Genomic DNA, 26,786 nt, shown 5'->3' with positions numbered 1-26,786 from the left:
AGGTTTCACTCTTTAGCTAAATAGGCAATTATTTTTATTATGCATAAATAAATATAGTCTACACTTAAAAAAAGTTTAAATAGTTGAGTCTTTTTATGCAAAAAAAAAGTATTTGTTTTTTGTTTGCTGCATTATGCGCTCCTTTGGTGCAGGCACAAAATGAGCAAGATCAGTTACAGGATTTAAAGTCGCAATTAGCGGATATTCGTACTCAATTGTCTGCTTTAAGTTCTTTATCCGTCCAGTATGAAACGATCAATAAGAGAATTGAAGTCCTTGAAAAGGTGGGGGCGAAAAATTCAGAAGATAAATGGCCTCAAAAGCAGATATCTATTTCTACAGATCAAAACATTAAAAATATTCCTTCCAAAAAAGATATAAAAGTATACGCGACAGTTAGGCCAACGTTTGGCTACATCGATGAGGGAAATGATGCGTCATGGGACGTAAAAGATGCACTTTCTCATGCTGGAATTAAGTCGACTGTGGAATTTAATCAGCAATGGCAAGGCATCTTACACGGTGAATGGGGCATTGATTTATCAAATAACGGCAATTTTGGTAATGCACGACAGGTATATGCTGCAATAGACAGCCCATACGGCAAAGTTGGACTAGGAAAGCAGCGACCAGCTCAATATTTGTTTATTGCTGAATATGTCGATATTTTTAATCACGGCAACAGTCCTTTTGCATATGATCCGGAAAGTATTTTTTTTGTTGATAACCTTCTTACTTATCAGATTAAACAAGGCGATTTTACATGGATGTTAGTTAGTCAGTTTAATGGCACACAAGGCGATAATAAAAGTGACCTTATTAATGGCGGGGTAAGTTACGACAAAGATAACTTGCATGTTGCTTTAACGTATACCAACAAAGGTATATATGAGAATGAACAAGAATTGGGTGACAATAATATTGTTGGCGGATCTTTAGCTTATTCTTTTGATAGCGGTTTTTACTTTGCCCTAGGCTACCAGGCTAAAAAATATAATAGAGATTTAAGTATAGATAGAAATGGACATACGCTTGATGTGTCAATGGCTTACCCGCTTAGCAAAAATTATAAAGTAAAAATGGGTTATTTTGACTTTGATGATGGCCACCAAGCAGCTCAAACGCAAAATTATAATGGCGCAAACCTTACTCTTGAATGGCTGCCAGCAGAAAATTTACGTTTACATGTTGAATACCTTTACCGAGACTTTGATTATTTAGCTGATTTTAGTTCATTCTCTGTAGGGGTTCGCTACGACTACTCACAAGCGTGGAACTATTAATAATAAAAACATGCATATACTAAAAGAACCTTTAACACTGACAATGAGTTTACTGCTGTTTGTATGTACATTTACAAGCAACAGCAAAGTCGATGTTACTATATTAGCTGACGATGATTATCCACCATATAGCTATTTAGAAAGAGGTGAATTAAAAGGGGTTTATATTAATTTATTGAGACGTGCTGGCGATCAACTAAAGCTAGATTACGACGTTAAAATAATACCGATGCCTTGGAAAAGAGCACTGCTTACCGTAAAAAATGGTGATGTTATAGCGGTAGTTCCCCCGTATTTACATTACGATTCAAGGCCTTTTATTTCATCATATTCGGTCGCATTAGGCACTGAGTTTGTGGTGACTTATTGTCGTAAAAATATTGATTTAAAAGCTACGTTAAATTTAAATTCGGCTACTAATAAACGTGTTCATTTAGGAATGAATGCAGGTTATTTGCTGCTGGATGAACGTTATAAAAAGGCAATAGCACAAGGGCGTATTCAATTATGGGAAAATAAAAGCACAGAAGCTAATGTCATAAAATTACTTACTAATAAAATAGACTGCTATGTTAACGATAGAAAAGCCACACAGTATGAACTAGAAAGCGTAAAAAAAACCTACCCACAATATGCAGCGATTACGGTTATAGAGAAAGATGAAATTAATCACAGAACTGCACACATAGGCTTTAGCCGTGAATTTACCTCTCCATATAAAGACGATTTTATAAAAAGAATGAATAGGGCTTTGCTTGATCTGATAGATGAATCAGTAACTGAGTAAATCAAATAGTTTATCGTTTGTTATTTCAACATTTTATGTTCTTATCAATTTCAGCTAGGCAATTTTCTTACATAATTTCACACTCTATTATTGACTGAGCTTTACTCTAAGCGACTTTTAGTTATTAATTATGTTTCACTACCAATAGTTATACCGGAGTGCTTACGTTGCTGAATAATCCCCATATTTATTGTATCTATAGGCTTCTCTGGTGCTTTTAAGTAAAGTCTTAGTACGTTAATATAAATTTCTTCAGTTGTATTTATAACACCGGATGTATTTGTGGCAATGAGGGGGATATTTTTTACAGTTACCTACTTTAAGGATAAGAAGTGCTTAGCAAGTAAAGGCTATACTTGATTAAAATACTCGGGTATTGGATAATCATGCCATTGCGATATTGAGGGGTTTAAAATGTCTGACGAATTACCAATTAAGTTCAGCGATGCGGCTGCAGTTCGTGTTAAGCAGTTAATCGATGAAGAAGAAAACCCTGAACTTAAACTACGTGTTTATGTAACCGGTGGAGGTTGCTCAGGTTTTCAATATGGTTTTACTTTTGATGAAAAAGCAAATCCAGGCGATTTAGAAATAGTAAAAAATGGTGTCACCTTAGTGGTTGATCCTATGAGCATTCAATATTTAGTTGATGGCGAGGTTGATTATACTGAGGGCCTTGAAGGTGCTCGTTTTTTCGTATCTAATCCAAATGCAACAACAACCTGTGGTTGTGGTGCAAGCTTTAGCGTTTAATCATGAGCTAAGGTCGAAATAAAAGCCGCTTTTGCGGCTTTTTTAATGCCTAAAAATCGCTTGGGGCGTACTCAGTTATTTGCATTATTAATATAAAAAAACCAAGTACAAATACAGAAAAAGCTAAAATATACATAAAGCCTTTTTTACCTTGCTTAATAGGCACACCGTTATGGCGCAAAAAAAAGTACCAACCTAAACATAATATGATAGGTAATAAAAAAAGTAATCTGAACATTATTTAACCTTTGTCGCGCTGATTATGTCTTAATAATAAACCTGTACCAGTAAAATGAAATAAATTTATCATAAATATTTATAAAAAATGTTTAGCCGAAAAATATAATTTTTTAATGTTTTCTGATAACTTAGGATGAATATTCAGCTTTTATAAATATTAGAGCATGCTCAAACTTGTACCGAGTATGTAATTAATTATTCAACGAAAGTATTAATAGTATATAATGTATCCAAGAGTGAGACGGGCAAAATTTCATTCTTTTAAAAACAAACCTATACCACATTATTAGCGTAGTTTTAGCTGTGTGGGTAAAAGTAAGTAGCAACACGTGCTTAATTAGCTCTATTGCTATTGAAGTAACATTGAGTATCGCTGCTTGCTTACCTACAGCTATTGATAGACTACCGCTTTTATGGGTATGTCAAATCATCGAGTAGGAGATGTAAAATGATGGGCAAGACCGTTTCTTCAGAAGAAAACGCAAAGCTAACAAAATGGCTTAAAAGCAAACGCCAAGAAAAAGGCCATACAATGCGTAGCCTAGCACAAGTGCTTGGTACACCTCATTCATTTATCGGTAAAATTGAAAATCAAGAACGCCGTTTAGATGTAATTGAATTTGTTCGTTATTGTACTGCACTAGAAGCAGATCCGCATGAAGCATTAAGTCTACTTAAAGCTGATTAACGATAAAGTTGCTTAGTTTGTTTTAAGGGGCGTTTAAATGTTCTAAGCAATAAATTAATGCAGGGATGCATTAAATACCTCAATTATTCTCATGGTAATTCTTTTCAAGCTCATATAGCTTATGCCTAATTAAATACAAAAATATCAGCGATGGTAAAACCATTAACGCTGTAAGAATAAAGAACAGTGACCAATTACCCGCTAACCAATCATCAATTACCACACCGCTGTAGCTAGAAAGTAATGTCCTTCCTAAGTTTCCTAATGATGCTAATAACGCATAATGTGTTGCACTAAATGCTCTATCACATAGCATTGAAATAAACGCTACCATAGCCACTAGCGACCATGCTTGTGTAAAACCATCAATAACTATAGCAAAGGCATACAATCTTAAATCGGGACCAACTAACGCAATCCACGAAAATGCTAAATTTGATGCCGCCATCGCAATACCACTTATAAATAAACCTTTAACAATGCCATATTTTTGATTAAATAAGCTGCCAACAAAGGTAAATATAATAGTCAGTACGGCTGTGCCTACTTTTGAAAATGTAGCAATATCGCTATTACTAAAGCCAATTTCTTTATAAAACACAATAGACATGCGGCCCAAAAATGCCTCACCTATTTTAAATAAGAAAATAAAGGCCAATAGTGCGAGTGCTGTTTTAACGCCATTTTTAGTAAAAAACGCTCTAAACGGATCTATAACTGTGACAGCAAGCCAAGCGATGGTTCTTGTAAAAGGAGTTTGTTTTGTTGATGATAGTTTTTCAAGGTATACGCGCTCAAGCTCAGCGTGTACTGCTTCTCTGTTTGATTTTGGCTCTTTTGCGAACAGTACACCACTCATTAACAGTAACATTACAGCGGCTAGAAAATAGTAAATTTGTGGCCAATCAAGAGAAGGAATATCCGCCATATAAAACGGAATTGCACCTAAAAGCGCATAGCCAGTCCACCAACCTGATGTGGCCATTGCGGCTGCTGCGGTGGCTTTATGAGATTCGTTTTCACTGAGTGTGTCTATTCTAAATGCATCAATTGCAATATCTTGCGTTGCAGAGGCAATTGCGATCAACAAACAAATTGCAGCAACCATTGCTAAATTTGCTTTAAGATCGAGTCCAGCTAATAGCAGTGTACCTATTAAAATAAAACTTTGGCACAATAGTATCCAGCTGCGGCGTTGGCCTAACCATTTATACAAAATAGGGAGTTTGGTTCGGTCAATGAGTGGCGACCATAAAAAGTTTATACTGTAAGCGCCAAATACAATGCCAAATAGGCCAATCATACTGCGACTTAGGCCTTCATCCTTTAACCATGCCGACAGCACTGAGCCAATTAACACCCAAGGAAAACCACTACTCATACCAAATATAAAAATATTGATTAAGCGTTTATCTTTAAAATAAGAGAAGTATTCGCTGATTGAGAGAGTTTTGCTCATAGGGCCTTCATTGGCTTAGATGCAGAGCAGCTAGGCTGCTCTTAAAAAATTTATAATGGTGTTTGCTCAAGTAATTTAATATTTAAAATAACAACCGGTGTTTTTGGTACAAAGTCATAACCAATTTTTTCGTTGAATCCTGTTTCTACAGTCATAATTTTATCAAGTGTGTCGTAGCCATCCATTACGTTACCAAAAACAGCGAAACCCCAATCTTTGTTTGGATTTAGATGATCGTTATTATCCATATTGAAAAAGAATTGGCGGGTTCCCGAGTGTGGTTCTCTGTCTTGGTATGCCATAGCAATGCTGTACATATCGTTTTTTAAGCCATTGCCACTTTCGTTAAAAATAGGATCGTTTTCATGTAAGCCATCGTAATCTTTGTCGTAGCCACCACCTTGAATAACAAAATCGCGCTCATTCTCTATATCGCGCTCAATTCGATGAAAAACACTTCCTTGGTAGCTTTTATCCGACACATAGGTTAAAAAATTATTAACTGTAATGGGCGCTCTTGAGCGATCAAGCTCGACAATTATACTGCCCATTGAGGTTACGATTTCGACGCGCGGAAAAATATTATCTTTTTGCACAAAGCGGCCTTCTTGTGCCGCTAAGCTGTTAATACTAAAAAATAGGCTTAAGCCGACTAGAAAAAATCGTTTCATAATTAACCTTCTAAAAATTCTATTAATTCAGGATCAGACACAATGCGAGTAATCATTTGCTCAGTCAACTTATTAAGTTGACCTTCTATTTTTGCTCGATCGTGACTAAATGGGCCTTCTAAATTAGCACTCCCTCGGTACACCTTACTAAAATTGCTTGAAGCGCGAATAACACGAACACCAAGCTCTATCTGAGCTTCACTGGTATGGCTGACTAGTTTTTCGGTTACCACAGCTTGCAGTGCATGAATATCTACTTCAAAACGTACAGTCGCTAGGTTTGAAATACTTGCACCATTTCGGCTAAGCGCGCTATCTAAAATACTTTTAACTGACTGTGTAATCCCTTGGCTGGCAAACGTTTTTGTTTTATCAGATTCAATAAGCTTAAGCGTTGAAGTATCACCTCGTAAATCAATTACGCTAGTACTTAAGCTACTATTTATTGTACTTACTTGCCCGCTTTTATAAATAGGGTTAAGGATCACTTGATTGGGCTGATTAGCACAACCAGCTAATATAAGTAGCGCACATAGGCTAAAAATAGTTTTAATCATTACGTTCCTAATAGTTTTTAGTTGCGCTAAGCACTACAAACTTCTTATTCGAGCCTAGTAGTTTACAGTTACCAAACATACGATTTAGTTTATCGTGGTAGTCTAAATGACGATTACCGATAATACGTAATTCACCGCCTTGCTTTAGAGTCTCTTTAGCCTGTTTAAACATTTGCCATGCAATATGATCTGTTACCGCTTGTGCTTGATGAAATGGAGGGTTACAAAGCACCATATCTACGCTGTCTTGAGTGAAGTCAGTTAAACAATCGTTTTCAATAAATTGGCAGTTATCAAATTGTTCAGGCATGTTTTGTTCTACATTTAAACGTGCAGACTCAACCGCCATGTATGACTCATCAACAAAGGTAACAGATGCTTTAGGGCAACGAGCAAGCGCCATAACACCTACAACGCCATTGCCACAGCCTAAATCGATTATGCTGGTTTCTTTTTTAGTTTCTGGTAAATAATTAAAAAAGAATCGAGCACCTATATCTAATGAGTCGCGTGAAAATACATTTGCATGATTCGTTATATTAAATTCAGTGCCTTCAAGTGGCCAAGTAATAGGGAAATCAGCTGCTTTATACCCACCTTTTGCCGTGCTTAGTATAAGGCGTGATTTTTTAACCGCTAAACTTGTTTTTGTTTCACCAATAAATTGCTCAAACGATTTTATTGTTGAATTATGAATTTCTTTTGTTTTACCTGCTGCAATTACCGGTGTACCAGGTGCAAGTATTTCGCTTAGTTCACTTAGTTGAAATTGCAAAAATCCTACGTTACGCGGTATTTTTATTAGCACTAAATCTATGTTGTCAGGCAATGCAGACAGACTATCTATTTGGCTAAACTGCGCCGTAGATAGTTTGTTTATTTGTAAGTTATACGCTACAGCTTGATGGCTAATATAAGAATCGTTAACTGAACAAACCGTTAATTGATTAAAACTACAAGCAAGTGCGCCAAAGCTATCGTTTAAAATAAGCAGTGAGCGACAATCTGGGTGATGTTCGTTAACATAATTGATAAGGTACTCATCGGCTGAATCCCACGCTTGTAAACTGCGGTTTTTTTGATCCAAAGGAAAGCGTTCAAGAGTAAATGTTTTATCGCCTAGCTGGGCTTGTGTCGTCATAATGGTATTTGATCAGTAAACTAATGTAGGTAAATTCTAACATGCAACGGCAAAACGCCAACCCCCAACAGTTACCAAATGGCTTTTCTTATCAAAGTAGGGCACTTAGCGCGCAAAAAAGCCTCGATTTATTTTATTATTTGCAAAAAAATCTAACTTGGCAGCAACCCGACGTCACTGTCTATTCAAAAACAGGCCCAATTCCTCGGCTGCAATGCTTTATTAGCGAGCATAATTTTGAATATGGGTATTCCCATAGCAAATTAATAGTAGAGCCTTGGCCTGATATTTTATTCGCAATGCGTAAGCGCTTAGAAAAACATTTAAATCAGCCATTGAATTCTTTATTGGTTAATTATTATCGAGATGGTAACGATACTATGGGCTGGCACAGTGACGACGAAATAGAACTGGGCCATCAACCTACTATCGTGTGTATATCGCTTGGGGCAGAGCGTGTTTTAAAGCTTAAACAAAAATCGACAAACAAAGTAACCGACTTAAAGTTACAAAGTGGCAGCTGTTTAGTCATGAATGGCGACAGTCAACGCGATTATCAACATGCAATCCCAAAGCAAACTACATTAGCTCACCCACGAATTAGCTTAACGTTCAGATACATAAAGCAAATCAAACAAGCTCAATTTTAGTTAGCCAATAGGCTTGGCTAGTTGTTATGATAACAATATAACTTAACTACAAAAATGGTTTTTATGTCAATGCAGCAACAAATTCAAGAAAAAATCAGCAGCGCAATTGCCTGTAAGCATTTAAATGTAATTAATGAAAGCCACATGCACGGCAAAGGCACTGAGTCACATTTTAAAGTTATTGTGGTAAGTGAAGAATTTGCCGGCAAACGCCTGTTACAACGCCATCGTGAAATTAATGAAATATTAAAAGATGAGTTAGCAAATCATATTCACGCACTCGCTATCCATACTTATACACCGGATGAGTATACCGAACAGGGCGGCGAAGCGCCTGATTCGCCTAATTGTATGGGCGGTTCTAAATCTAGCTAAGTAATCGTTTTATAAGACATTTGATTAGTGATTAACTGATCAGATCAGTGTTTTTAGTATTAGCCTTTAAACTAGCGCTAATTTTTATTGTAAAAGATATAGGATCATCAATGGTCATTAAGCCTAAAATTCGTGGATTTATCTGTACCAACGCACACCCAACGGGATGTAGCGAGCATGTTCAAGAGCAGATTAACTATGTAAAACAACAAGGGGCGTTAAAAAACGCACCAAAAAATGTATTAGTTATTGGCGCATCTACAGGCTACGGCTTGGCATCGCGTATCACAGCTGCATTTGGTGGCGGTGCTAAAACACTCGGTATTTTCTTTGAAAAAGAAGGTACTGAACGTAAAACAGGTTCTGCTGGTTGGTACAATACGGCAGCATTTCAAGAAGCAGCAGACGAAGCGGGTCTTTGGTCTAAAAATATTAATGGTGACGCGTTTTCAAACGAAATCAAGCAAAAAGCAATCGACACCATTAAAGCAGATTTGGGTAAAGTAGATTGTATTATTTACAGCCTAGCGTCTCCTCGTCGTACAGATCCAAATACGGGCGAAGTGTTCTCATCTACACTTAAGCCAATAGGTAATGCAGTAACCACTAAAAACTTGAATACGTCAAAACGCGAAATTGACGAAATTACCGTTGAAGCAGCAAATCAAGACGATATCGATAACACCATTAAAGTAATGGGCGGTGAAGATTGGGAAATGTGGATTGACGCATTAAAAGCCGCTGATGTGTTAGCTGATAATTTTAAAACCACAGCGTACACTTATATCGGTAAAGAGCTAACATGGCCAATATACGGACACGCTACTATTGGTAAGGCTAAAGAAGATTTAGACCGTGCAACGGCTGCTATTAAAGAGTCAACAAAGGATTTAAATGGCGAAGCCTATGTATCATCACTTAATGCTGTGGTAACACAAGCAAGCTCGGCTATTCCTATTATGCCTTTATACATTTCAGCATTATTTAAAGTAATGAAGGCAGATGGTACTTACGAAGGTACAATTGAGCAGATCCAAGCACTATTTAGTGAAAACTTATATGGTGATAACCCACGCTTTGATGACGGCGGCCACTTATTTCAAAACTACAAAGAATTAGAAGATGATGTGCAAGCACGTATTCAAGCTGTTTGGGATAAAGTAGATACGAGCAGCATTGATGAGTTAACCGATTATGTCGGTTACCATAGCGAATTTTTACGTTTATTTGGCTTTGGTATTGAGGGTGTTGATTACGAACAAGATGTGGATTCGGTCAAACCAATTGCAAATATGATTGATTAACCATATTTTCAAATATGTAATTAAAAAGTCGCTTAGTGCGACTTTTTTGTTTTGCGGGCTTTTTTGAACAATTGTGATTAAAAAATGTCATTCTTTGCTTAAGCTACCACTTTGGTCTAACTTAAATTTTATTAAATACACATAACAAAACTAAATAAGTGTTTCTGTCGTATAATTTTCATAATTAGACTCGCATAGTCGCCCACAATGATGTTAAAATTAAGGCAATATGTGAAGAGTTTTTTACCGCGTTGCTTGTTTAGTATTCATAGCGAGTTGTTCTTTTATACATTGAAATAACTTGGGATAGCTCAAATGGCGACGTGGTTGGTACGATTTTTCAGTTTCTTTCCGTTAATGTAGTGCAAGTGCGTATGATCAACATAAAAAAAGGTCTGGATTTACCCATAGAGGGCGCACCTCAGCAAGTTATTCACGACGGTTCTCCCGTCAAACGTGTAGCTGTGCTAGGTGAAGAGTTTATTGGTATGCGTCCAACCATGCATATCCGTATGGATGACCAAGTTAAAAAAGGCCAGGTACTTTTTGAAGATAAAAAGAACCCCGGCGTCCTATTTACCGCACCAGCTTCTGGTGTTGTAAAAGAAATAAATCGTGGTGCTAAACGTGTGCTGCAATCTGTTGTTATTGAAGTAGACGGCAGTGAGCAAATCACCTTTGACTCTTTCTCTGACACTGAGCTTACGAGCTTAGATCGTGAAAAAGCTAAAGAAGTACTTATCCAGTCTGGTCAGTGGACGGCACTTCGTGCTCGCCCATTCAGCAAAGTTGCGGCTGTGGATGCAAATCCTAGCTCTATTTTTGTGACCGCTATCGACACTAATCCTCTTGCTGCAGATCCTGCGGTAGTTATTGCTGATAATGTGCAAGCATTTGAAGCGGGTTTAGCCGTTGTATCGCGTTTGACTGATGGAAAAGTATTTGTTTGTAAACAAGTTGGCAGTCAAGTTCCTAGCTCATCTATAGCTCAAGTAGAAGTACATGAGTTTGGTGGTGTGCATCCGGCTGGCCTTGTAGGCACTCATATCCACAATCTTGACCCTGTATCTGCTAGTAAACAAGTTTGGCATATTGGTTACCAAGACGTTATTGCGTATGGTCACTTATTCCTTACGGGTGAAATTTACACAAGTCGTGTTGTTTCGCTTGCAGGTCCTCGTGTTAAAAACCCACGTTTAGTGAAAACACAATTAGGTGCTTCATTGGATGATTTAGTTGCTGGAGAATTAGAAGACGGTGATAACCGTGTTATTTCTGGTTCTGTTTTATCTGGTGCTACTTCAAACGGTGTTAATGCGTTCTTAGGTCGTTACCACGTCCAAGTATCTGTATTACTTGAAGGTCGCGAAAAAGAACTATTTGGCTGGATTGCACCAGGTAGTGATAAATTCTCTGTAACGCGTACATTCCTTTCTCACCTCACACCGAGTCGTTTATTTAAAATGACAACGTCTACAGGTGGTTCAAAACGTGCCATGGTACCAATTGGTAGCTACGAGCGCGTAATGCCGTTAGATATTTTGCCTACGCTATTATTACGTGACTTAATTGCACGTGACTTAGACAGTGCAATTTCATTAGGCGCGCTTGAACTTGATGAAGAAGATTTAGCGTTATGTACCTTCGTTTGTCCTGGCAAATACGAGTATGGTTCTATCCTGCGCGATTGCTTAACTACGATCGAGAAGGAAGGCTAGAGAGATGGGTTTAAAAAAATATCTAGAAGATATCGAGCCGAATTTTGAAGCCGGTGGAAAATATGAAAAGTTTTATGCACTGTATGAAGCAGCTGCAACTATTTTTTATACACCAGGCTATGTAAATAAAGGCAAGACACACGTACGCGATAATATCGACCTAAAACGCATGATGATTTTAGTGTGGATGGCGACGTTCCCAGCTATGTTTTTTGGTATGTTCAACATCGGTCACCAGGCCGCAGGTGCTTTAGCACAAGGTTTTGAACTAGCAAACTCGTGGCAGGTTGGTCTGTTTCAGTTCTTTGGTGGTGAATTAACCGCTAATGCAGGCTGGGGCGCTAAAATGTTCTACGGAGCATGTTTCTTCCTACCAATTTACGCTGTCACATTTGCTGTAGGTGGTTTTTGGGAAGTGATTTTTGCTTCTGTGCGTAAGCATGAAATTAATGAAGGTTTCTTCGTTACTTCTGTATTATTTGCACTTATTTTACCTGCAACAATTCCTTTATGGCAAGTTGCACTAGGTATCACGTTCGGTGTAGTAATCGCTAAAGAAATTTTTGGTGGTACTGGTCGTAACTTCTTAAACCCTGCTTTGGCTGGTCGTGCGTTCTTATTCTTCGCATACCCTGCGCAAATTTCGGGTGACACAGTATGGACTGCAGTAGATTCTTTCTCTGGTGCGACTATGCTAGGCCAAGCTTTTGTTGGCACACTTGATTTTTCAAACATGGAATTATGGTGGAATGCATTTTACGGTTTCATTCAAGGTTCTGTTGGTGAGACATCGACACTTGCATTACTTGTAGGTGGTTTATTCTTAATTTACGTTCGCATCGCTTCTTGGCGTATCGTACTAGGTGTATTCCTAGGTATGGTAGCAACGGCATTCTTATTAAATGCTGTTGGCTCAGAGACTAACCCTGTATTTGCAATGCCTTGGTATTGGCATTTAGTGCTTGGTGGTTTTGCGTTTGGTATGTTCTTTATGGCTACTGACCCTGTATCGGCTGCATTTACTAACAAAGGTAAATTTGCATACGGTTTACTAATTGGTCTTATGGTGGTTCTTATCCGTGTTGTGAATCCTGCTTTCCCAGAAGGTATGATGCTAGCAATTTTATTTGCTAACTTATTCGCTCCACTGTTCGATCACTTTGTAGTGCAAGCTAATATCAAACGGAGGTTGGCACGTAATGTCTAGTAATAACGAATCAATCGGTAAAACGTTAGCAGTTGTTGTAGCACTATGTTTAGTGTGTGCAATCATTGTATCGTTTGCTTCTGTACAGCTTCGTCCTTTACAGCAAGCTAATAAAAATAAAGATATTCAAAGCAATATCTTAGCAGCTGCGGGCATAGATAAAGTTGAGAATGTATCTGATACATTTAATGCTAAAATCGAAGCGCGCGTTGTAAATATGACCACAGGTGAGTTTGTAGACACAGACCCAACAATCTTTGATTTTGAAAAAAGCAAATACGATGCAGCGCTAAGTGTTTCTCTAAAAGAGAAAGGCGTTAAAGACATTGCTGGTATTCAACGTGTGACTAAAGAGTCACCGGTGTATATCTCGAAAAAAGAAGATGGCTCTATTGATGCAATCATTCTTCCTATTCAGGGCTATGGCTTATGGGGCTTAATGTACGGTTTTATCTCGCTTGAGAGCGATGGCGAAACAGTTAAAAACATTATCTTCTACAAACATAATGAAACGCCTGGCTTAGGTGGTGAAATCCAAAATCCACAGTGGACTGCTACGTGGCAAGGCAAAGAGCTACCAATTCAAATTGTTAAAGGTACTGCTAACGGCAATGAGCATAAGATCGATGGTCTTTCAGGTGCTACATTAACGTCTAACGGTGTTGAACATGCAGTTGACTTTTGGACTGGCGAAAATGGCTTTGGCCCTTTCCTTGCGAAAGTACGTAAAGGAGCATTGAAATAATGGCTGATACTAAAGAAATGAAGGCGGTCCTATTTGGTCCGGTTTTAGCTAACAACCCAATCGCACTACAAGTACTGGGTATTTGTTCTGCGCTAGCGGTAACGTCTAGCTTAAAAAATGCGTTAATTATGTCAATCGCATTGACGTTAGTAACTGCATTTTCTAGCTTCTTTATCTCGATTATTCGTAACCAGATCCCATCGTCAGTACGTATCATTGTACAAATGACGATTATTGCATCATTAGTAATTGTTGTTGACCAAGTATTGCAAGCGTTTTCTTATGCTACAGCTAAAGAGCTTTCAGTATTTGTTGGTCTAATTATTACTAACTGTATCGTAATGGGTCGTGCTGAAGCATATGCGATGAAGTCACCACCACTTATGTCATTCCTTGATGGTATTGGTAATGGTTTAGGCTACTCTGTTGTTTTACTTACTGTTGGTTTCATTCGTGAGCTATTCGGTAAAGGAACACTATTCGGTGTTGATATTATCCCATTAGTACAAGATGGCGGTTGGTATCAACCTATGGGTCTATTAATATTACCACCGAGTGCATTCTTCATCATTGGTTTATTCATATGGGTACTTCGTACTTATAAGAAAGACCAAGTAGAAGCTAAAGCGTAAGGGGCACACAGTGGAACATTATATTAGTTTATTTGTAAAAGCCGTTTTTATTGAAAACTTAGCGTTATCATTTTTCTTAGGCATGTGTACTTTTTTAGCAGTATCTAAAAAAGTGACTACTTCAATTGGCCTAGGTGTAGCGGTTATCGTTGTTTTAGGTATTTCTGTACCTGTTAACAACTTGGTTTACCATGCTGTGTTAGCACCAGGCTCACTTACGTGGCTTGGTTATCCTGATGCAGACCTTAGCTTTTTACGTTTCTTAACTTTCATTGGCGTTATTGCAGCGCTAGTGCAAATTCTTGAAATGGTATTAGATAAGTTCTTCCCAGTACTTTACAACGCGTTAGGTATCTTTTTACCATTGATCACAGTTAACTGTGCAATCTTTGGTGCGGTATCTTTCATGGTTGAGCGTAACTATAACTTCGGTGAGTCTGTTGTTTATGGTATTGGCGCTGGTGTTGGTTGGGCACTTGCAATTACATTACTTGCAGGTATCCGTGAGAAAATGAAGTATTCAGACGTGCCAGACGGCTTACGTGGTTTAGGTATTACCTTCATCACTGTTGGTTTAATGGGACTTGGCTTTATGTCATTCTCTGGTATTTCACTGTAAAGGTAGCGAGGATAAATCATGGATTATCAGATTTTCTTAGGCGTTGGTGTTTTTATCGCTATCGTTGTACTACTGGTTTTAGTCATCATTGGTGCTAAATCTCAGTTAGTTGCAAGCGGTGATATCATCATCGGTATTAATGGTGATAAAGATAAAGCCATTACTACATCAGCAGGTAATAAGCTTTTAAGTGCATTATCTGAGTCAGGTATATTTGTATCATCTGCATGTGGTGGCGGTGGCTCTTGTGGCCAGTGTCGTGTACACATTAAAGAAGGTGGTGGCGATATCCTGCCAACTGAGCTTGATCACATATCTAAAGGCGAAGCCCGTGAAGGCTGTCGTTTAGCGTGTCAGGTAAATGTTAAAAACGACATGGAAATTGAGCTTGAAGAGTCAATTTTCGGTGTTAAGAAGTGGGATTGTGAAGTTATCTCTAACGATAACAAAGCAACGTTCATTAAAGAACTTAAGCTTCAAATTCCAGATGGTGAGTCAGTACCGTTCCGTGCGGGTGGTTACATCCAAATCGAAGCGCCACCTCATCACGTTAAATATGCAGATTTCGATGTTCCTGAAGAATATCGTGGTGATTGGAACCACTTTGGTTTCTTCGATCTGGAGTCAAAAGTAGACGAAGAAACTATTCGTGCTTACTCAATGGCTAACTACCCAGAAGAAGAAGGCATCATTATGCTTAACGTGCGTATTGCTGCTCCGCCGCCAAGAAATCTTAGCTTGCCGTGTGGTAAAATGTCTTCGTACATTTGGTCACTTACAGCTGGCGATAAAGTAACTATTTCAGGTCCATTTGGTGAGTTTTTCGCTAAAGACACCGATGCAGAAATGGTATTTGTTGGTGGTGGTGCTGGTATGGCGCCAATGCGTTCTCATATCTTTGACCAACTTAAACGTTTGAACTCTAAACGTAAGATGAGCTTTTGGTATGGTGCACGTTCTGAACGTGAAATGTTCTACGTAGAAGATTTTGACGGCTTAGCCGCTGAGAATCCTAACTTCGTATGGCATACAGCGCTTTCAGATCCACAACCTGAAGATAACTGGGAAGGCTATACTGGCTTTATCCATAACGTGTTATTTGAGAACTATCTTAAAGATCATGAAGCGCCGGAAGATTGTGAGTACTACATGTGTGGTCCTCCAATGATGAACGCGGCAGTTATTACTATGCTTAAAGATTTAGGTGTTGAAGACGAAAATATCTTACTAGATGACTTCGGTGGCTAACACTCATACCAAAACAGTTTAGTTTTGGTTAAAATACCAGCCTCGTAGCACTTGTGTTACGAGGCTTTTTTATTCTTTAATTTTTTAATCCATTAAGTAGAGCAGCTATGAATCGAGTACGTACTTCACAAGGCATAATGGCCTTTTTGCTAATTACACTGACTTTATTATTGTCTGGTTGTGGTGAAAAGCCAGAGTCAAAAGAGACCTTTTTAGAAGGTAAAACTATGGGGACCACTTATCATATTAAATACTATGACGAGCAAGCTCAGCTGTCGGCCTCACAATTACAGTCGCAAATAGACGCTGTTTTAAAAGATGTTAATCAATCTATGTCTACTTACATAGAAGACTCTGAGATAAATACATTCAACAGATTACCAGCAAATCAGGTTATGCCGATTAGTGAAGATTTTAGAGCTGTTATATCTGAGTCTATTCGGTTAGGTGAGTCAACCAAAACACTTGATGTCACGATGGGACCATTAATCGATTTATGGGGGTTTGGCCCAGATAAAAAGCCAACTAATCGTCCTAGCGATGAAGAGTTAGTAAGTATGATTAAAAATATAGGCGTTGATAAGCTTACGCTAACAGCTCAAGGTTTAGCTAAAAAAGTGGCTGGCTTAGAGCTATCGTTTTCGGCAACGGCTAAAGGCTACGGTATTGATAAGGTGGCGCAATTATTAGAAAGCCACAATATTACCAACTATATGGTTGAAATTGGCGGTGAGCTTCGAATTGCAGGCGAAAAGCCAAATAATAAAGATTGGGTAATAGCTATAGAGCAACCAGATGCACAACCTGGAGAGCGTAAAGTACACCGTATTTTAACGCCGGGTACTAATGGTATTGCAACGTCAGGTGATTACCGGATTTTTTATGAGATGAATGGTGAAATTTATACTCATTTAATTGACCCAACAACAGGAATGCCAACTAAGCATGACCTAGTATCGGTAACCGTGCTTCATCCAAGTGCTATGACAGCTGATGGTTTAGCGACAGCATTAACCGTTATGGGCATGGATAAAGCGCAAGCTTATGCTCAGGGGCATGACTTACCTGTATATTTAATCGCTAAATCGAAAGACGGTTTAATAACATACTCAAGCCCTGCATTTAAACCTTATTTATAGTAAGGCGCGGGCTTGTTTATTTCCACGTTATTTGGGTATATAATTGCAGTCGCTCAGAAATGTTTTGAGCTTAATTTATTGCTGATCAATAGGGGCTAAGCAATGTCACTTTTTCTTCTTACTTTTGGCTTACTAATTTTGATAGTGTCGGCTATGGCCGTTGGTATGATCGTGCAAAAAAAATCTATGGCAAGCAGCTGTGGTGGTTTGGGCTCGGTTGGTATTGATAAAGCTTGTGATTGCGATGATCCATGTGATAAGCGTAAAAACCGTTTAGCAAAAGAGCAAGCTTGGAAAGAAAATCAAATTATTTAAGTCTGCCTTAAATATTAAAAAGCGCTTTATAGCGCTTTTTTTGTGTCTGTAAAACTGCTTGACTCGATAGCTTTTAAAGTAATCCAATCTTAATGTATTAGACAAACGTCTATAGTTTAGTTTTTTTCACCTATTAGGTTTATTTTTCTCGTTTGTAAAATTGGAGCTAACACTCTAAAGTTTAACCATAGACACAGAGCAAGGCTCTTGTCATAAGTTTGAGGCAAAGTTAGCCTCGCTTAAAAGAATCTTTATATTGTGTGTGAAGATGTTGTCAGTGTGAAAAACAGCTCAATTTCGGTGGTGACTGAATTTGGGCTGTTTTTATTTGTGTTCCGTTATTCCTCCAGATTATTCTTCAAAGTTATATTGTTATCCTTAACTAACCAGAGTTCAGGTTAAATAACTATTTTTTAAAATCATCCGCATTGTAATAAAGGGGCTTAAAGGTGCCACAGTTTACAAATTTATAGTTTAGTTCGCTATCAGGTGGGACGAGCTTTGAAGTGCGAAACTTCTGCAAACAGGCATTTTTTAAATCTACAAAAATTAGATGATTGAAACTCGGTGCTTTTGTTATTTTATGAATGTATATACGAGCATCATTATTTAGCGTGATCATATCGTATTCTTGCCATTGTGATGGTTCACTTAAATCGGTTAACTCTCTCGCGTAAAGCTGTTTACTCAGTACTATCGATTTATTTGTGTAGAGCTTATTACCACCTTGCCGATAATCACCATCATAAACATCTGCAATAATTGTGACTTCTTCGCCTCGTATTAAACGTTGAATATTAAATGGTTGTGGCTTAATTGTAATTAGCTCTGCATCTCTGACTAAGTCCAAAAAAGGAACATCGGAAACATCCACTTTATAAACGACTTGCACATCATGAGGGAGCTCATAGCCTGGTAAATTAACGGCAAAAACACTCGAACTTTGATTTATTAATACCATCGCGTGCTCAGCATTATATGCGGGGTTGACCGGCGGGAGTTCTACTTCTTCTTCGGCTATAGTAAAGCTACTTATCGTTATTAGTAACAAAGTAAATAATAGGCGCATAATTATCTCAATCAATTTATAAGCTTAAATTATAGTATAAAAAAGGCTCATACGAGCCTTTTAAATATCTGAATAAATAACCTGAACTACAGGATATAAATATCTTAACGAGAGTTCAGGTTAAATAAGCACTACTTAATTGCTTTTTTAACCTCTCGCCAATCTACTATTTTAAAGTTTTGCGGTTGTTGTGGTAGTCGATTATAGCCATCTTGTACAACTAAAATGCCCTCAGGATAACCCGGTAAGGGTTTAGCCGTAACGGTTAATCCATCGGTTTCTGATACGCCATCAATACCGCGAGACAAATCACTTATAACGCTAAATTTTCCCGCAAACTCTAAACTTAGTGCTGTAACGCCCTGATCATCACCATTTATTTTATAAAGCACATAACTGTCATCACCTTGGCTCGAAACAACTAGATAGCGGGCTTTGTCGCCATAATAAATCTCCATGCCTTCAACATCATCAATGAGCTGCTCGTTTACTGTTTGCAGTAAAGTGGGAGTTATTCCTGCCGTTGGCTCTGCACCAATAAACCAAATGCCAACATCCTCCTCGCCTACGAATAATTGCCCTAGTTTATCATCGGCACTACAGCCTTCAGGTTGGCTGGGTAAGTTAAACTCACGAACTAGTTTACCAGTAATGTTATCGCCATTCTCATTAAGTTTATATTGCTGATAAAGCCCTGATTTATCATTTACAAATACATAATTACCCGTGCCTGATGAATACATACATAAACCATAAATTTCATTAAGATTAGTTGGAATATCAGTGATATGTTTTACATTGTTACTGGCTTGTACGGTAAATACACTAATACTATTAAGGCTACGGTTACTGGCCGTTATTAATGTATTTGTGTTGTTTTTAATGGTGTTATTTTGGCGCAGATCAACGTTATTTAAACGGCCCACTTCAAGTGACTGTTCAAGCTTGCCATTAAGGTTATACACCATTAATCCACGGCGTTTATCTGTGCCTAAAATCAAGCTGTTTGCTGTGTTTTTAGGGTTTATCCAAATTGCTGGATCGTCTGCTGCATCACCAAAAGCTTGCACGGGAGTGGTTTGTGCGCTGGCTTTAATTTTAGTGATCGATTGTACGTTTGTTTTTAATGAGTTATTAATAGGCGTTACAGGTAACGAGCTTTGCATATAAACACCCGTTTCGTCGTTATATAATATGGCAGTTGCAGTGCTATTGCTTGTGTAATTTATTGCTACCGACTCCAAGCTTAAGCCTCCGCTTAGCGTCCAGTTTTTAAAAGCCTTGCTGATTGGATCATACGCATAGACTTGATTGTTTTCGGTGCTGGTAAACCAAATCATCCCATCAGATGACGTTGATAGGGTACCCAACTCGGCGTTTAGTGCACCAAAAGGCGCCACTAAAGCGATAGGTTTTTTATTTGCTTTCGATTCAGCATTGGCATTTATTGCCCATATACCTATTTCGCCTTCGCTTACAAATAAAGTATTAGTCGCCGTACTTACCGCACAGCCAGACGCTTCATTTACGCCTGAAAATTCACGTACATTTATATTAAGCGCTTTATTATTCATGGTATTAAAAATAATGGTTTCTGTAATTAATCCGCGTACATCTGGTACAAATGCTGATATTGCCCCAGTTTCTTTATTTGCAAATAAGCATACTGTATCTGGTCGCGCTTGTGGCGGTGCGATACGTGTAATCTCAGTGATTTTCCAGCTAGTTTTATGTTGTTCTAGTTTGAATATAATTACGTTATCTTGGTTGTTATCGATTGTAGCGACTAAAAACGAGCTCGCGGTTAATTGACTAACAGAAAGCGCTTCAAAGTTACCTTTTTTAATAATATTACTTTGTTGCGTTGTGCTATCAGCAATCACCAAACCTTTGCTTTTACTTGTTAGTAACCAGTTATTATTACTTAACCATGCAGCTTGTGATCCTTGCATATTATTTGTTGGACCAAACTCAGTATTATCAATGACAGCTTGGGACGCTGTATTTTGTACCGCTGAATGCGTAGTAACGCTATTATTACAAGCACTTAATGCGCTAAATACTAAGCCACTTACAATTAGGCTAAGAGGTGTTTTTAATTTAAAATTCATGATATTACCCTTTATTGGTCAAAGCGCTTTTGGGTGCTATAACGCACTTCGCCTTTATAACTTATAGCGGTTACTTTTAGTACTTTATCGTTTATTGAAAAGCTCAAAAATCCTGGTGTGGCTTCTGCAAAACGCGTAAATTTGCGTTGTTTTACATTACGTACTTTGCCACCTGCGCCGGATATAAAATGCGCGAGTTTACTGTTTTTTGTCTGGTTATGTTGAAGATCATGCTCATGCCCAGCTATGTATGCTTGAACACCATTTTGCTCAAGTATAGGCTCAAGTAAATTACGCAATTTTTCATTTAGTCCATAACGTTTACCGCTGCTATAAAGCGGGTGGTGGCCTATAACTATTTTCCAACGTGCTTTGCTGGTAGCCAGTTGGTTATTCAGCCATGTTAATTGTGCTTGGCCGTCTTGCGCTTGTGTTACTTTATATTTTTCGCGTGTTTTGTATTCTGGATTTAATGGATTAGTGTCTAAAAATACCATTAATACTTGCTCGCCATCTTTTAAAGTAAAGGTTTTGCTGTAATAGCGTGCAGGTAAATTCCAGCGCTGACTTTTATTACTGTAATCAAGTTGTGCTTGTGCGTTACCTAAATAGTCGTGATTGCCCAGTACCACATACCAAGGCTCAAATGTGTGAGGGCCGTGATAAATATCTTCGTATGCACTTTGCCAAAGTGGGTCGTTAATACTTGCAACGCCATTGGGGTAAAAGTTATCACCGGTTGAAATAATAAAATCTCCATCCGTTTGATACATCGCTATTTCTAGCTGGTGGGCGACCTCTTTTTGATCAAAATGGCCATTATGACCCCAATCACCTATTACCGTAAAATTCAAACTTTTAGGTAGTGCGCTCAAATCAGCTATCTTTTGTTGCTCGTATACCGTGTTGGTATAGGTTACGTTTGCTAATACACATTGAATGGGGCATAGACTAAGTGCGATTAGCAATAATGTTTTTTTAATCATGGTTACTCTCCCATGTTAAGTGATGCTATTTGATGAGCACCACTTAACAAATTTACTTAAAACGCGTAACGCAGCATTATTTGATAAACAGGACCCGCTTCTTCAGATTCAATTTCGTACTCATCAAAGCGTCTACTAAGCTGATCATCAACGGTATCAAACTTATTAAAGGTTTCGTCTTTACTTGCATCAAGTAGATTTGAGCCTACTAAGCGCAGCGTTATGTCTTCCCAGCGTTTTTCTATAAAAATTTCAAAATCGGCACTGTAAGACGTTGTTACTTCCTCACCTACAATGCGTCCATAAGCATCACCTTGCTTACGATAAGTTGCGCCAAAAGCCGCTCTAAGCTTCGGTAAATCTTGAATAAACCCAACGTTATACACGTAGTCTGATTGGTCATTAAATTTGCGTTCCCCAAAAAAGTCAGTGACTTCACTATCAAGCCACGAATAGTTTAAAAACACGCCAGTGTTAGGCATATTAAATGCGCCAAGTGGTGTCGATAAATCAAGTTCAATCCCTTTTACATTACCGTCCCCCGTATTGCGTGGTTGCAGTACAAACGTGCCTTCGCCTTCAGAGCCTTGTTGCTCTGTGTTTGCTATTTCTATTAGGTCGTTTACTTTGCGATAAAATAAATTAATACCCACAACGCCACTTTTTCCTAAACGATATTCGTAGCCTAAATCCATACCCCAAGCTGATTCGGGTTTTAATTCAGGGTTACCTAGTTGGTCGTTATCGCCAAGTTCTTTTTCGATAAGTGCGGGTGTCAAAAAATCAAATTCAGGGCGGCGTAAACTACGTGCAACTGATGCGCTAATACGGCCATTTTCAGTGACGTTATAACGAAAGTGTGCAGAAGGAAGAATAAAGTCATAATTGTTATCTTCGGTTACAGCAACAGTTTTGTCATTGATTTTTGAGTCGGTAGATTCCCAGCGTGCGCCCAGCTCCCAAGCAAACAAATCATCTTGGTGTTTAACAAGTGCAAACACGTCAAAGCGATCTTCTTCTAAGGTACTTACGCCTCCAGTAACAGCTTCATATTCACTGTCAAAGGTAGCGAGTGTTAGTGGGGTTGCCGCATATTGATCCCAGCGGGTAAGGCCTAACGCTCGCTCGTTTTGCGATTCAAAAATTTCACTGTCACGCTTTTTACTTTGTAAAAATGCACCAAATTGAATTTCTTTATTTTCGCCCCAAGGCTGGCTATGTTGCCATTGCAGTGTCCATTCTTTGTCGTCTATTGCGCTTTTAGTTTGCTCTTCTTCAAATACCATAGGGAGCTCTGAGGTATCTAGCTCTACTTCTTGCTCATAGACGGATTCTTCAAATTTGGCGAACCCAAACTTAAATTTACTGGTGCCGTTTAGAAGTGGGAACTCATAAGCGGTATTGATATTGTAATTAGTCTGATCGATATACTTAACATTGGCGTTATCGGTTTCTAAGTTTCCACCATTTACAATATCGCTATTGGTGGCAGTGGGGTCATTGTATTCAAATGAGCGCTCATCTTCAGTTCGCTCTGTATCAACCCACATTGCGCTAATATTAAACTGACTGTCGTCATTAAAAATAATTTCGTAGCTGGCGTTAAGTGATGTGTCGTCGCCATCGCGCGTATCAGATTGATCTTCTCGATTATCAAATTCTTCTGTTTTATAGTTTTTATTATTTTCTGGGCTATCGCCATAGCGCTGGCTGGTTTTTTGTTTTGGGTTATATCGTCCTTGTAAATTTGCACCAAGCAGTAATCGCCCTCCGGCTAATTCGGTACCGTATACGCCCGCTAAACTTTCTTTAAACTCACCATTGTCATAACGTAAGCCACCAACACGTAAGTAACCGCCGTCGAGGCTATAACCATCGCGCAATACAATATTTAATGTGCCCGCTATCGCATCGGCTGAACGATTCGCGCTTGATGAGCGAATTATTTCAACGCGTTCGATTAACTCAGCCGGAATTCGGTCAACAAAAAATGAACGGTCGGCACCCGCGCCAGGCACTTCCTCACCGTTTATAAGCACTTTAGTATAGGCAGGGCTTAAGCCTCGCATCCGCGCACCATCCGATTCAAGCACATCCGATAAGAATGTAACGCTAGGTACGCGTTTTAAAGCATCACCGGCTGTAAGCGGTTCAAAGCGTTGAAAGTACTCTTGTGAATACTCTAAAGTGGGTGCAAGTTCGTCTGAGCGATTTCTGTAACCAATTTCGCCATATACAACAATTTTTTCAGAAACCTCAATGTCTTTCTTTTTAGTTTCTTTTGCATCATCTTCTGCATACGCCGTTAAATTACATAATGCTAATGCGGCTACCAGTGCTTTTATTTTAAAGTGTTTCATTGTATTTGCTCTTGGTTATTACAGGGTTGTTTCTTGGTATGGCGAGCAAACTAAGGTTGTTTGATGACGTAAATGTGACAAGGTATGTATTAAACACGCGTATTTAGTGACGTTTGAGCAACACGCAGAGCTTATTGAGCTTCTCGCACTCCTGGTAAAGCAATGCGTTATGCACTGTGCAGCGCTGTTGTTAAAGTCCCTATCATTTTGTTGTCATATAGCTGAGCTAATATGACCCTGCTAACACAAACTGATATGAACTAACTTTAAAACTCATTTATAAACAAAAGATACAACACATGCGATTTAATCCCTTTACCAGTCACCGACTATTAACAAACGCCATCATTAGCCTATTTTTAAGTGCTGTGTTTTTAAGTGCTTATTTAGGTGAACTTAAAACGTATGCTGATATTCAATGGCTCGATATTATGGGGGAGGGCGGCATTGTATTAATGACTCTTGTTTGGATCTCCGTGTTATTAATATCTAGGCCCCCCAGTAAAGTAACAACTTACTTGGTGATTGGTGTCGGGCTATTTATGTTTTCAGCCACGCTCGATTTACTTGATGAGTGGTTAATGCATCCTGCGCATCAATGGCTAAGTTGGATTGAATCACTGCCCGCGCCGCTAGGCATGCTATTAACGAGTGTAGGTTTGTATTACTGGCACCAAGAGCAATATGTATTAAATAGTCAGTTACGCCGTCGCGAAGTGCATTTACGTGAGCACGACAAAGTATGCTCAGTCACAGGCCTTTATAAAGCGCAGTATTTAGATTCAGTAATTAACGAGCAATTAATTAGCACGCAGCCGTTTTGGTTAGGAGCTATTGATATACGTGATTTCTCGCACTTTAATAATGAATTTGGTTTTAGTGAGGGTGACAGGTTACTGCGTGAAATAAGTGAGTTATTACTTATGAATTGCCGATTAAGTGATGTGGTGTGCCGTTATGCGGGAGATTGTTTTATGGTGCTAATGCCAGCCACTACAGAGCAGCAAGCTAAAGAGTTGATGGCGCAAATTAAAGGGGCTTTAAGGCACTGCGCATTTAAAGTTGAGGCGTCAAAAAAAGCAAGGTTTCAGCATGTAACGACAGCTTTAATACAAGGAAATGTACGCAATAACACGCGGACATTAACAAGCCAGTTGCACAGCCAATTACAGCAAAAAAAGCATCAACAAAAAGTAGCGCAACGTGCACACCTTTGTTAATCAAAATGATAAGTACCTAAGCGCACAAGGGCTTATCACAACAATTGTAGAACTGGCACAGAACCGAGGGATTGATTTACATAAACTGTTGCGGGGGACTGGTATTTTTGAGCAAGATTTACTTAATTTTCAGCATGCGTTTAGTATCTCTCAGCAGGTGCGTTTATTAGCACAATTTAAGTCATTGATGAAAAGTACCGACAGTGGCTTTTTACTCGGTAGCCAGCTAATTAACGATACACGAGCTGAAGCACAAACCCTTATGTACAGCGCTAATTTAGCTCAAGTATTAAAGCAGTTATCGCTTTTAAGAATGCAGCTAGCGCCTTTGTTATTTAGCCAAACGTATATTAAAAACAATAATTTATATATTTATATTCAGCCCGCGCACGGGCTCGACGAAGATTTATACCATTATGTTTTAGAGATATACAGCACCGCATTTTATAGTTTACTTAAACGAGTAAGCGCAAGTTATCCCCATTGTCAGTTTGACTTTGCGTTTAAGCGCCCTCGCCATATTCAAGAATACGAACATAATTTGGGACTCAAGGTTAGTTTTGATAAGCCATGTACATGCTGGGTATTAAATAAAACCATGTTACGGGCCAAAAATCCGCATGCTAGTCAATTACGCTTTATGCAAGCTCAGTCGCAGTTACATAACCAAAATGTAGTCAGCATGACTTTTATTGAAGCGGTCTGTCGGTACTTATATGCCTATCCAAGTGTCAATTTAGAGTTTACTGCCAAACATTTTGCAATGAGCCCAGCAACATTTAAGCGCAAACTTAAACTCAATGGTGTACGCTTTTCAACGTTAATTGATGCTCAAAATAAGCATAAAGCGATTTATTTACTTACCTTATGTGCTAAACGAAATGAACAAGTCGCTGAGCAGTTGGCTTTTTATGATATACCTAACTTTCGGCGTGCATTTAAACGTTGGACAGGTTTAACTCCGAGCCAGTTAAAAACGCAGTAAGCTACTTTGTTTTTACATTAATAGAATGCAGTAAGGTGCGTGCATTTAAATGCAGGTTTGCATCTTCTGGGTTTGAAGTGTTAGTAAGCCAAACAACGCGGCCTTTTTTATCAATAAATAAGGTAGTCGGTGTACCTCGTATACTTAATTGCGCTGCAATTACGTCCGCTTTTACTGCTGTTTTAAAAGTATACCCTCTGTCTGAAAGTGCTTTAGCGGGAGTGGCATCGTCATCTTCTTTAAAACTCACGGCAATAACTTTTAAGCCCATGTCGTTTATTTTTTGAAGCGCGGGTTGCAGCTTTTTACAGTATGGGCACCAAGTCGCCCAAAAATGCAAAACATAAGGCTGGCCCACTAAGTCATGAGTATTAATGATAGAGCCATCTGCCATTTGTAAATTTAATGTAGGCAATTGAGGATGCGCTTCATCTGTGTTTTGATCTTGCGCATATAGAGTAAAACTTAATAAAAAGAGTGTGATAGCAGTAAGTAGTTGTGTCATAGTGTTTTCGTTTTTATTA

Annotated in this window: 27 protein-coding genes; 17 read left to right on the top strand and 10 right to left on the bottom strand. The window is 38.6% G+C overall.

Annotated elements, in window-relative coordinates:
- Positions 1-95 precede the first annotated feature (95 nt).
- The 3 genes from H5119_RS09515 (at position 96) to erpA (ending at position 2,823) form a co-directional block, all read left to right on the top strand.
- Entirely contained in the window at positions 96-1,283 is a 1,188-nt protein-coding gene (locus tag H5119_RS09515; RefSeq protein WP_182702052.1) for a porin, read from the top strand.
- A gap of 10 nt (positions 1,284-1,293) precedes the next feature.
- Complete coding sequence (locus H5119_RS09510) at positions 1,294-2,070, top strand: ABC transporter substrate-binding protein (protein WP_182702051.1); 777 nt, start codon at positions 1,294-1,296, stop codon at positions 2,068-2,070.
- Positions 2,071-2,484: 414 nt separating this feature from the next.
- Positions 2,485-2,823 (top strand): iron-sulfur cluster insertion protein ErpA, encoded by a 339-nt coding sequence (erpA, locus tag H5119_RS09505; RefSeq protein WP_077535723.1) that lies wholly within the window; start codon positions 2,485-2,487, stop codon positions 2,821-2,823.
- Between the two features lie 49 nt (positions 2,824-2,872).
- On the opposite strand, the gene H5119_RS09500 is transcribed toward erpA, so the two are convergent.
- Positions 2,873-3,061: a hypothetical protein gene (locus H5119_RS09500; RefSeq protein WP_077535722.1), complete on the bottom strand. Its 189-nt coding sequence runs from the start codon at positions 3,059-3,061 to the stop codon at positions 2,873-2,875.
- A gap of 450 nt (positions 3,062-3,511) precedes the next feature.
- On the opposite strand from H5119_RS09500, the gene H5119_RS09495 reads away from it, so the two are divergent.
- A complete protein-coding gene (locus H5119_RS09495; RefSeq protein ID WP_077535721.1) occupies positions 3,512-3,751 on the top strand; it encodes a helix-turn-helix transcriptional regulator in 240 nt (79 codons plus the stop codon).
- 79 nt (positions 3,752-3,830) lie between these two features.
- On the opposite strand, the gene H5119_RS09490 is transcribed toward H5119_RS09495, so the two are convergent.
- Genes H5119_RS09490 through H5119_RS09475 form a run of 4 tightly spaced genes read right to left on the bottom strand, consistent with a single transcriptional unit; the run spans position 3,831 to position 7,579 of the window.
- A complete protein-coding gene (locus H5119_RS09490; RefSeq protein WP_182702050.1) occupies positions 3,831-5,210 on the bottom strand; it encodes an AmpG family muropeptide MFS transporter in 1,380 nt (459 codons plus the stop codon).
- 50 nt (positions 5,211-5,260) lie between these two features.
- Entirely contained in the window at positions 5,261-5,881 is a 621-nt protein-coding gene (locus tag H5119_RS09485) for a peptidylprolyl isomerase (protein WP_077535719.1), read from the bottom strand.
- A gap of 2 nt (positions 5,882-5,883) precedes the next feature.
- Positions 5,884-6,438: a YajG family lipoprotein gene (locus H5119_RS09480; protein ID WP_077535718.1), complete on the bottom strand. Its 555-nt coding sequence runs from the start codon at positions 6,436-6,438 to the stop codon at positions 5,884-5,886.
- A 7-nt stretch (positions 6,439-6,445) separates the two neighbouring features.
- A complete protein-coding gene (locus H5119_RS09475) occupies positions 6,446-7,579 on the bottom strand; it encodes a methyltransferase (protein WP_182702049.1) in 1,134 nt (377 codons plus the stop codon).
- A 41-nt stretch (positions 7,580-7,620) separates the two neighbouring features.
- Between H5119_RS09475 and H5119_RS09470 the strand changes: the two genes are divergently transcribed.
- The 11 genes from H5119_RS09470 to nqrM all read left to right on the top strand — a co-directional run bounded on the left by H5119_RS09470 (position 7,621) and on the right by nqrM (position 17,531).
- The gene (locus tag H5119_RS09470) at positions 7,621-8,229 is read left to right on the top strand and encodes an alpha-ketoglutarate-dependent dioxygenase AlkB (protein WP_182702048.1); all 609 of its coding nucleotides are present in this window, start codon (positions 7,621-7,623) and stop codon (positions 8,227-8,229) included.
- A gap of 63 nt (positions 8,230-8,292) precedes the next feature.
- Positions 8,293-8,604 carry a BolA family transcriptional regulator gene (locus H5119_RS09465; RefSeq protein ID WP_182702047.1) on the top strand — a complete coding sequence of 104 codons (312 nt, stop codon included), beginning with the start codon at positions 8,293-8,295 and terminating at the stop codon, positions 8,602-8,604.
- A gap of 110 nt (positions 8,605-8,714) precedes the next feature.
- Positions 8,715-9,908: an enoyl-ACP reductase FabV gene (gene fabV / locus H5119_RS09460; protein WP_182702046.1), complete on the top strand. Its 1,194-nt coding sequence runs from the start codon at positions 8,715-8,717 to the stop codon at positions 9,906-9,908.
- Between the two features lie 374 nt (positions 9,909-10,282).
- A complete protein-coding gene (locus H5119_RS09455) occupies positions 10,283-11,626 on the top strand; it encodes a Na(+)-translocating NADH-quinone reductase subunit A (RefSeq protein WP_182702045.1) in 1,344 nt (447 codons plus the stop codon).
- 4 nt (positions 11,627-11,630) lie between these two features.
- Positions 11,631-12,833, top strand: a complete 1,203-nt coding sequence (locus H5119_RS09450) for an NADH:ubiquinone reductase (Na(+)-transporting) subunit B (protein WP_007376131.1) — start codon at positions 11,631-11,633, stop codon at positions 12,831-12,833.
- A complete protein-coding gene (locus tag H5119_RS09445) occupies positions 12,826-13,578 on the top strand; it encodes a Na(+)-translocating NADH-quinone reductase subunit C (protein WP_077535712.1) in 753 nt (250 codons plus the stop codon). The genes H5119_RS09450 and H5119_RS09445 overlap by 8 nt, the downstream gene beginning before the upstream one ends.
- On the top strand, positions 13,578-14,210 hold the full coding sequence (locus H5119_RS09440) for an NADH:ubiquinone reductase (Na(+)-transporting) subunit D (RefSeq protein WP_077535711.1): 633 nt from the start codon (positions 13,578-13,580) through the stop codon (positions 14,208-14,210). The genes H5119_RS09445 and H5119_RS09440 overlap by 1 nt, the downstream gene beginning before the upstream one ends.
- 10 nt (positions 14,211-14,220) lie before the next feature.
- Complete coding sequence (nqrE, locus tag H5119_RS09435; protein WP_007376134.1) at positions 14,221-14,829, top strand: NADH:ubiquinone reductase (Na(+)-transporting) subunit E; 609 nt, start codon at positions 14,221-14,223, stop codon at positions 14,827-14,829.
- A gap of 18 nt (positions 14,830-14,847) precedes the next feature.
- Positions 14,848-16,077, top strand: a complete 1,230-nt coding sequence (gene nqrF / locus H5119_RS09430; protein WP_096793557.1) for an NADH:ubiquinone reductase (Na(+)-transporting) subunit F — start codon at positions 14,848-14,850, stop codon at positions 16,075-16,077.
- Positions 16,078-16,184: 107 nt separating this feature from the next.
- Entirely contained in the window at positions 16,185-17,216 is a 1,032-nt protein-coding gene (locus tag H5119_RS09425; protein WP_182702044.1) for an FAD:protein FMN transferase, read from the top strand.
- A gap of 102 nt (positions 17,217-17,318) precedes the next feature.
- Positions 17,319-17,531, top strand: coding sequence for a (Na+)-NQR maturation NqrM (gene nqrM / locus H5119_RS09420; protein ID WP_007376137.1), 213 nt, complete (start codon positions 17,319-17,321; stop codon positions 17,529-17,531).
- Positions 17,532-17,937: 406 nt separating this feature from the next.
- On the opposite strand, the gene H5119_RS09415 is transcribed toward nqrM, so the two are convergent.
- From H5119_RS09415 to H5119_RS09400, 4 genes are all read right to left on the bottom strand, one after another.
- The gene (locus H5119_RS09415) at positions 17,938-18,600 is read right to left on the bottom strand and encodes a hypothetical protein (RefSeq protein ID WP_182702043.1); all 663 of its coding nucleotides are present in this window, start codon (positions 18,598-18,600) and stop codon (positions 17,938-17,940) included.
- 131 nt (positions 18,601-18,731) lie between these two features.
- Positions 18,732-20,711: a phytase gene (locus tag H5119_RS09410; RefSeq protein WP_182702042.1), complete on the bottom strand. Its 1,980-nt coding sequence runs from the start codon at positions 20,709-20,711 to the stop codon at positions 18,732-18,734.
- Between the two features lie 11 nt (positions 20,712-20,722).
- A complete protein-coding gene (locus H5119_RS09405) occupies positions 20,723-21,697 on the bottom strand; it encodes a tartrate-resistant acid phosphatase type 5 family protein (protein WP_182702041.1) in 975 nt (324 codons plus the stop codon).
- Positions 21,698-21,753: 56 nt separating this feature from the next.
- The gene (locus H5119_RS09400; protein ID WP_182702040.1) at positions 21,754-24,057 is read right to left on the bottom strand and encodes a TonB-dependent siderophore receptor; all 2,304 of its coding nucleotides are present in this window, start codon (positions 24,055-24,057) and stop codon (positions 21,754-21,756) included.
- Between the two features lie 299 nt (positions 24,058-24,356).
- On the opposite strand from H5119_RS09400, the gene H5119_RS09395 reads away from it, so the two are divergent.
- On the top strand, positions 24,357-25,277 hold the full coding sequence (locus tag H5119_RS09395) for a GGDEF domain-containing protein (RefSeq protein WP_182702039.1): 921 nt from the start codon (positions 24,357-24,359) through the stop codon (positions 25,275-25,277).
- Positions 25,261-26,262, top strand: coding sequence for an AraC family transcriptional regulator ligand-binding domain-containing protein (locus H5119_RS09390; protein WP_138584257.1), 1,002 nt, complete (start codon positions 25,261-25,263; stop codon positions 26,260-26,262). Before H5119_RS09395 ends, H5119_RS09390 begins: the two co-directional genes overlap by 17 nt.
- Before the next feature lies 1 nt (position 26,263).
- Here the strand turns inward: H5119_RS09390 and H5119_RS09385 are convergent, their stop codons facing one another.
- Entirely contained in the window at positions 26,264-26,767 is a 504-nt protein-coding gene (locus H5119_RS09385) for a TlpA disulfide reductase family protein (protein WP_182702038.1), read from the bottom strand.
- Positions 26,768-26,786: the final 19 nt, after the last annotated feature.

Origin of the sequence: Pseudoalteromonas sp. SG45-5, from assembly GCF_014164085.1 — a bacterium.
GTDB lineage: Bacteria > Pseudomonadota > Gammaproteobacteria > Enterobacterales > Alteromonadaceae > Pseudoalteromonas > Pseudoalteromonas aliena.
Note: the sequence above shows the minus strand (reverse complement) of the source record. Positions and strands in the feature narration are given on the sequence as shown.

What these genes read in the sequence shown, in the direction of transcription:
- H5119_RS09445 (WP_077535712.1), top strand. Translation starts at nt 12,826, where the DNA reads ATGTCTAGTAATAACGAATCAATCGGTAAAACGTTAGCAGTTGTTGTA.
- H5119_RS09450 (WP_007376131.1), top strand. Translation starts at nt 11,631, where the DNA reads ATGGGTTTAAAAAAATATCTAGAAGATATCGAGCCGAATTTTGAAGCC.
- H5119_RS09470 (WP_182702048.1), top strand. Translation starts at nt 7,621, where the DNA reads ATGCAACGGCAAAACGCCAACCCCCAACAGTTACCAAATGGCTTTTCT.
- H5119_RS09415 (WP_182702043.1), bottom strand. Translation starts at nt 18,600, where the DNA reads ATGCGCCTATTATTTACTTTGTTACTAATAACGATAAGTAGCTTTACT.
- nqrM (WP_007376137.1), top strand. Translation starts at nt 17,319, where the DNA reads ATGTCACTTTTTCTTCTTACTTTTGGCTTACTAATTTTGATAGTGTCG.
- H5119_RS09480 (WP_077535718.1), bottom strand. Translation starts at nt 6,438, where the DNA reads ATGATTAAAACTATTTTTAGCCTATGTGCGCTACTTATATTAGCTGGT.
- H5119_RS09515 (WP_182702052.1), top strand. Translation starts at nt 96, where the DNA reads ATGCAAAAAAAAAGTATTTGTTTTTTGTTTGCTGCATTATGCGCTCCT.
- H5119_RS09455 (WP_182702045.1), top strand. Translation starts at nt 10,283, where the DNA reads ATGATCAACATAAAAAAAGGTCTGGATTTACCCATAGAGGGCGCACCT.
- H5119_RS09425 (WP_182702044.1), top strand. Translation starts at nt 16,185, where the DNA reads ATGAATCGAGTACGTACTTCACAAGGCATAATGGCCTTTTTGCTAATT.
- H5119_RS09410 (WP_182702042.1), bottom strand. Translation starts at nt 20,711, where the DNA reads ATGAATTTTAAATTAAAAACACCTCTTAGCCTAATTGTAAGTGGCTTA.
- H5119_RS09385 (WP_182702038.1), bottom strand. Translation starts at nt 26,767, where the DNA reads ATGACACAACTACTTACTGCTATCACACTCTTTTTATTAAGTTTTACT.
- H5119_RS09485 (WP_077535719.1), bottom strand. Translation starts at nt 5,881, where the DNA reads ATGAAACGATTTTTTCTAGTCGGCTTAAGCCTATTTTTTAGTATTAAC.
- H5119_RS09510 (WP_182702051.1), top strand. Translation starts at nt 1,294, where the DNA reads ATGCATATACTAAAAGAACCTTTAACACTGACAATGAGTTTACTGCTG.
- H5119_RS09500 (WP_077535722.1), bottom strand. Translation starts at nt 3,061, where the DNA reads ATGTTCAGATTACTTTTTTTATTACCTATCATATTATGTTTAGGTTGG.
- nqrF (WP_096793557.1), top strand. Translation starts at nt 14,848, where the DNA reads ATGGATTATCAGATTTTCTTAGGCGTTGGTGTTTTTATCGCTATCGTT.
- H5119_RS09440 (WP_077535711.1), top strand. Translation starts at nt 13,578, where the DNA reads ATGGCTGATACTAAAGAAATGAAGGCGGTCCTATTTGGTCCGGTTTTA.
- erpA (WP_077535723.1), top strand. Translation starts at nt 2,485, where the DNA reads ATGTCTGACGAATTACCAATTAAGTTCAGCGATGCGGCTGCAGTTCGT.
- H5119_RS09475 (WP_182702049.1), bottom strand. Translation starts at nt 7,579, where the DNA reads ATGACGACACAAGCCCAGCTAGGCGATAAAACATTTACTCTTGAACGC.
- H5119_RS09495 (WP_077535721.1), top strand. Translation starts at nt 3,512, where the DNA reads ATGATGGGCAAGACCGTTTCTTCAGAAGAAAACGCAAAGCTAACAAAA.
- H5119_RS09405 (WP_182702041.1), bottom strand. Translation starts at nt 21,697, where the DNA reads ATGATTAAAAAAACATTATTGCTAATCGCACTTAGTCTATGCCCCATT.
- H5119_RS09395 (WP_182702039.1), top strand. Translation starts at nt 24,357, where the DNA reads ATGCGATTTAATCCCTTTACCAGTCACCGACTATTAACAAACGCCATC.
- fabV (WP_182702046.1), top strand. Translation starts at nt 8,715, where the DNA reads ATGGTCATTAAGCCTAAAATTCGTGGATTTATCTGTACCAACGCACAC.
- H5119_RS09490 (WP_182702050.1), bottom strand. Translation starts at nt 5,210, where the DNA reads ATGAGCAAAACTCTCTCAATCAGCGAATACTTCTCTTATTTTAAAGAT.
- H5119_RS09465 (WP_182702047.1), top strand. Translation starts at nt 8,293, where the DNA reads ATGTCAATGCAGCAACAAATTCAAGAAAAAATCAGCAGCGCAATTGCC.
- H5119_RS09400 (WP_182702040.1), bottom strand. Translation starts at nt 24,057, where the DNA reads ATGAAACACTTTAAAATAAAAGCACTGGTAGCCGCATTAGCATTATGT.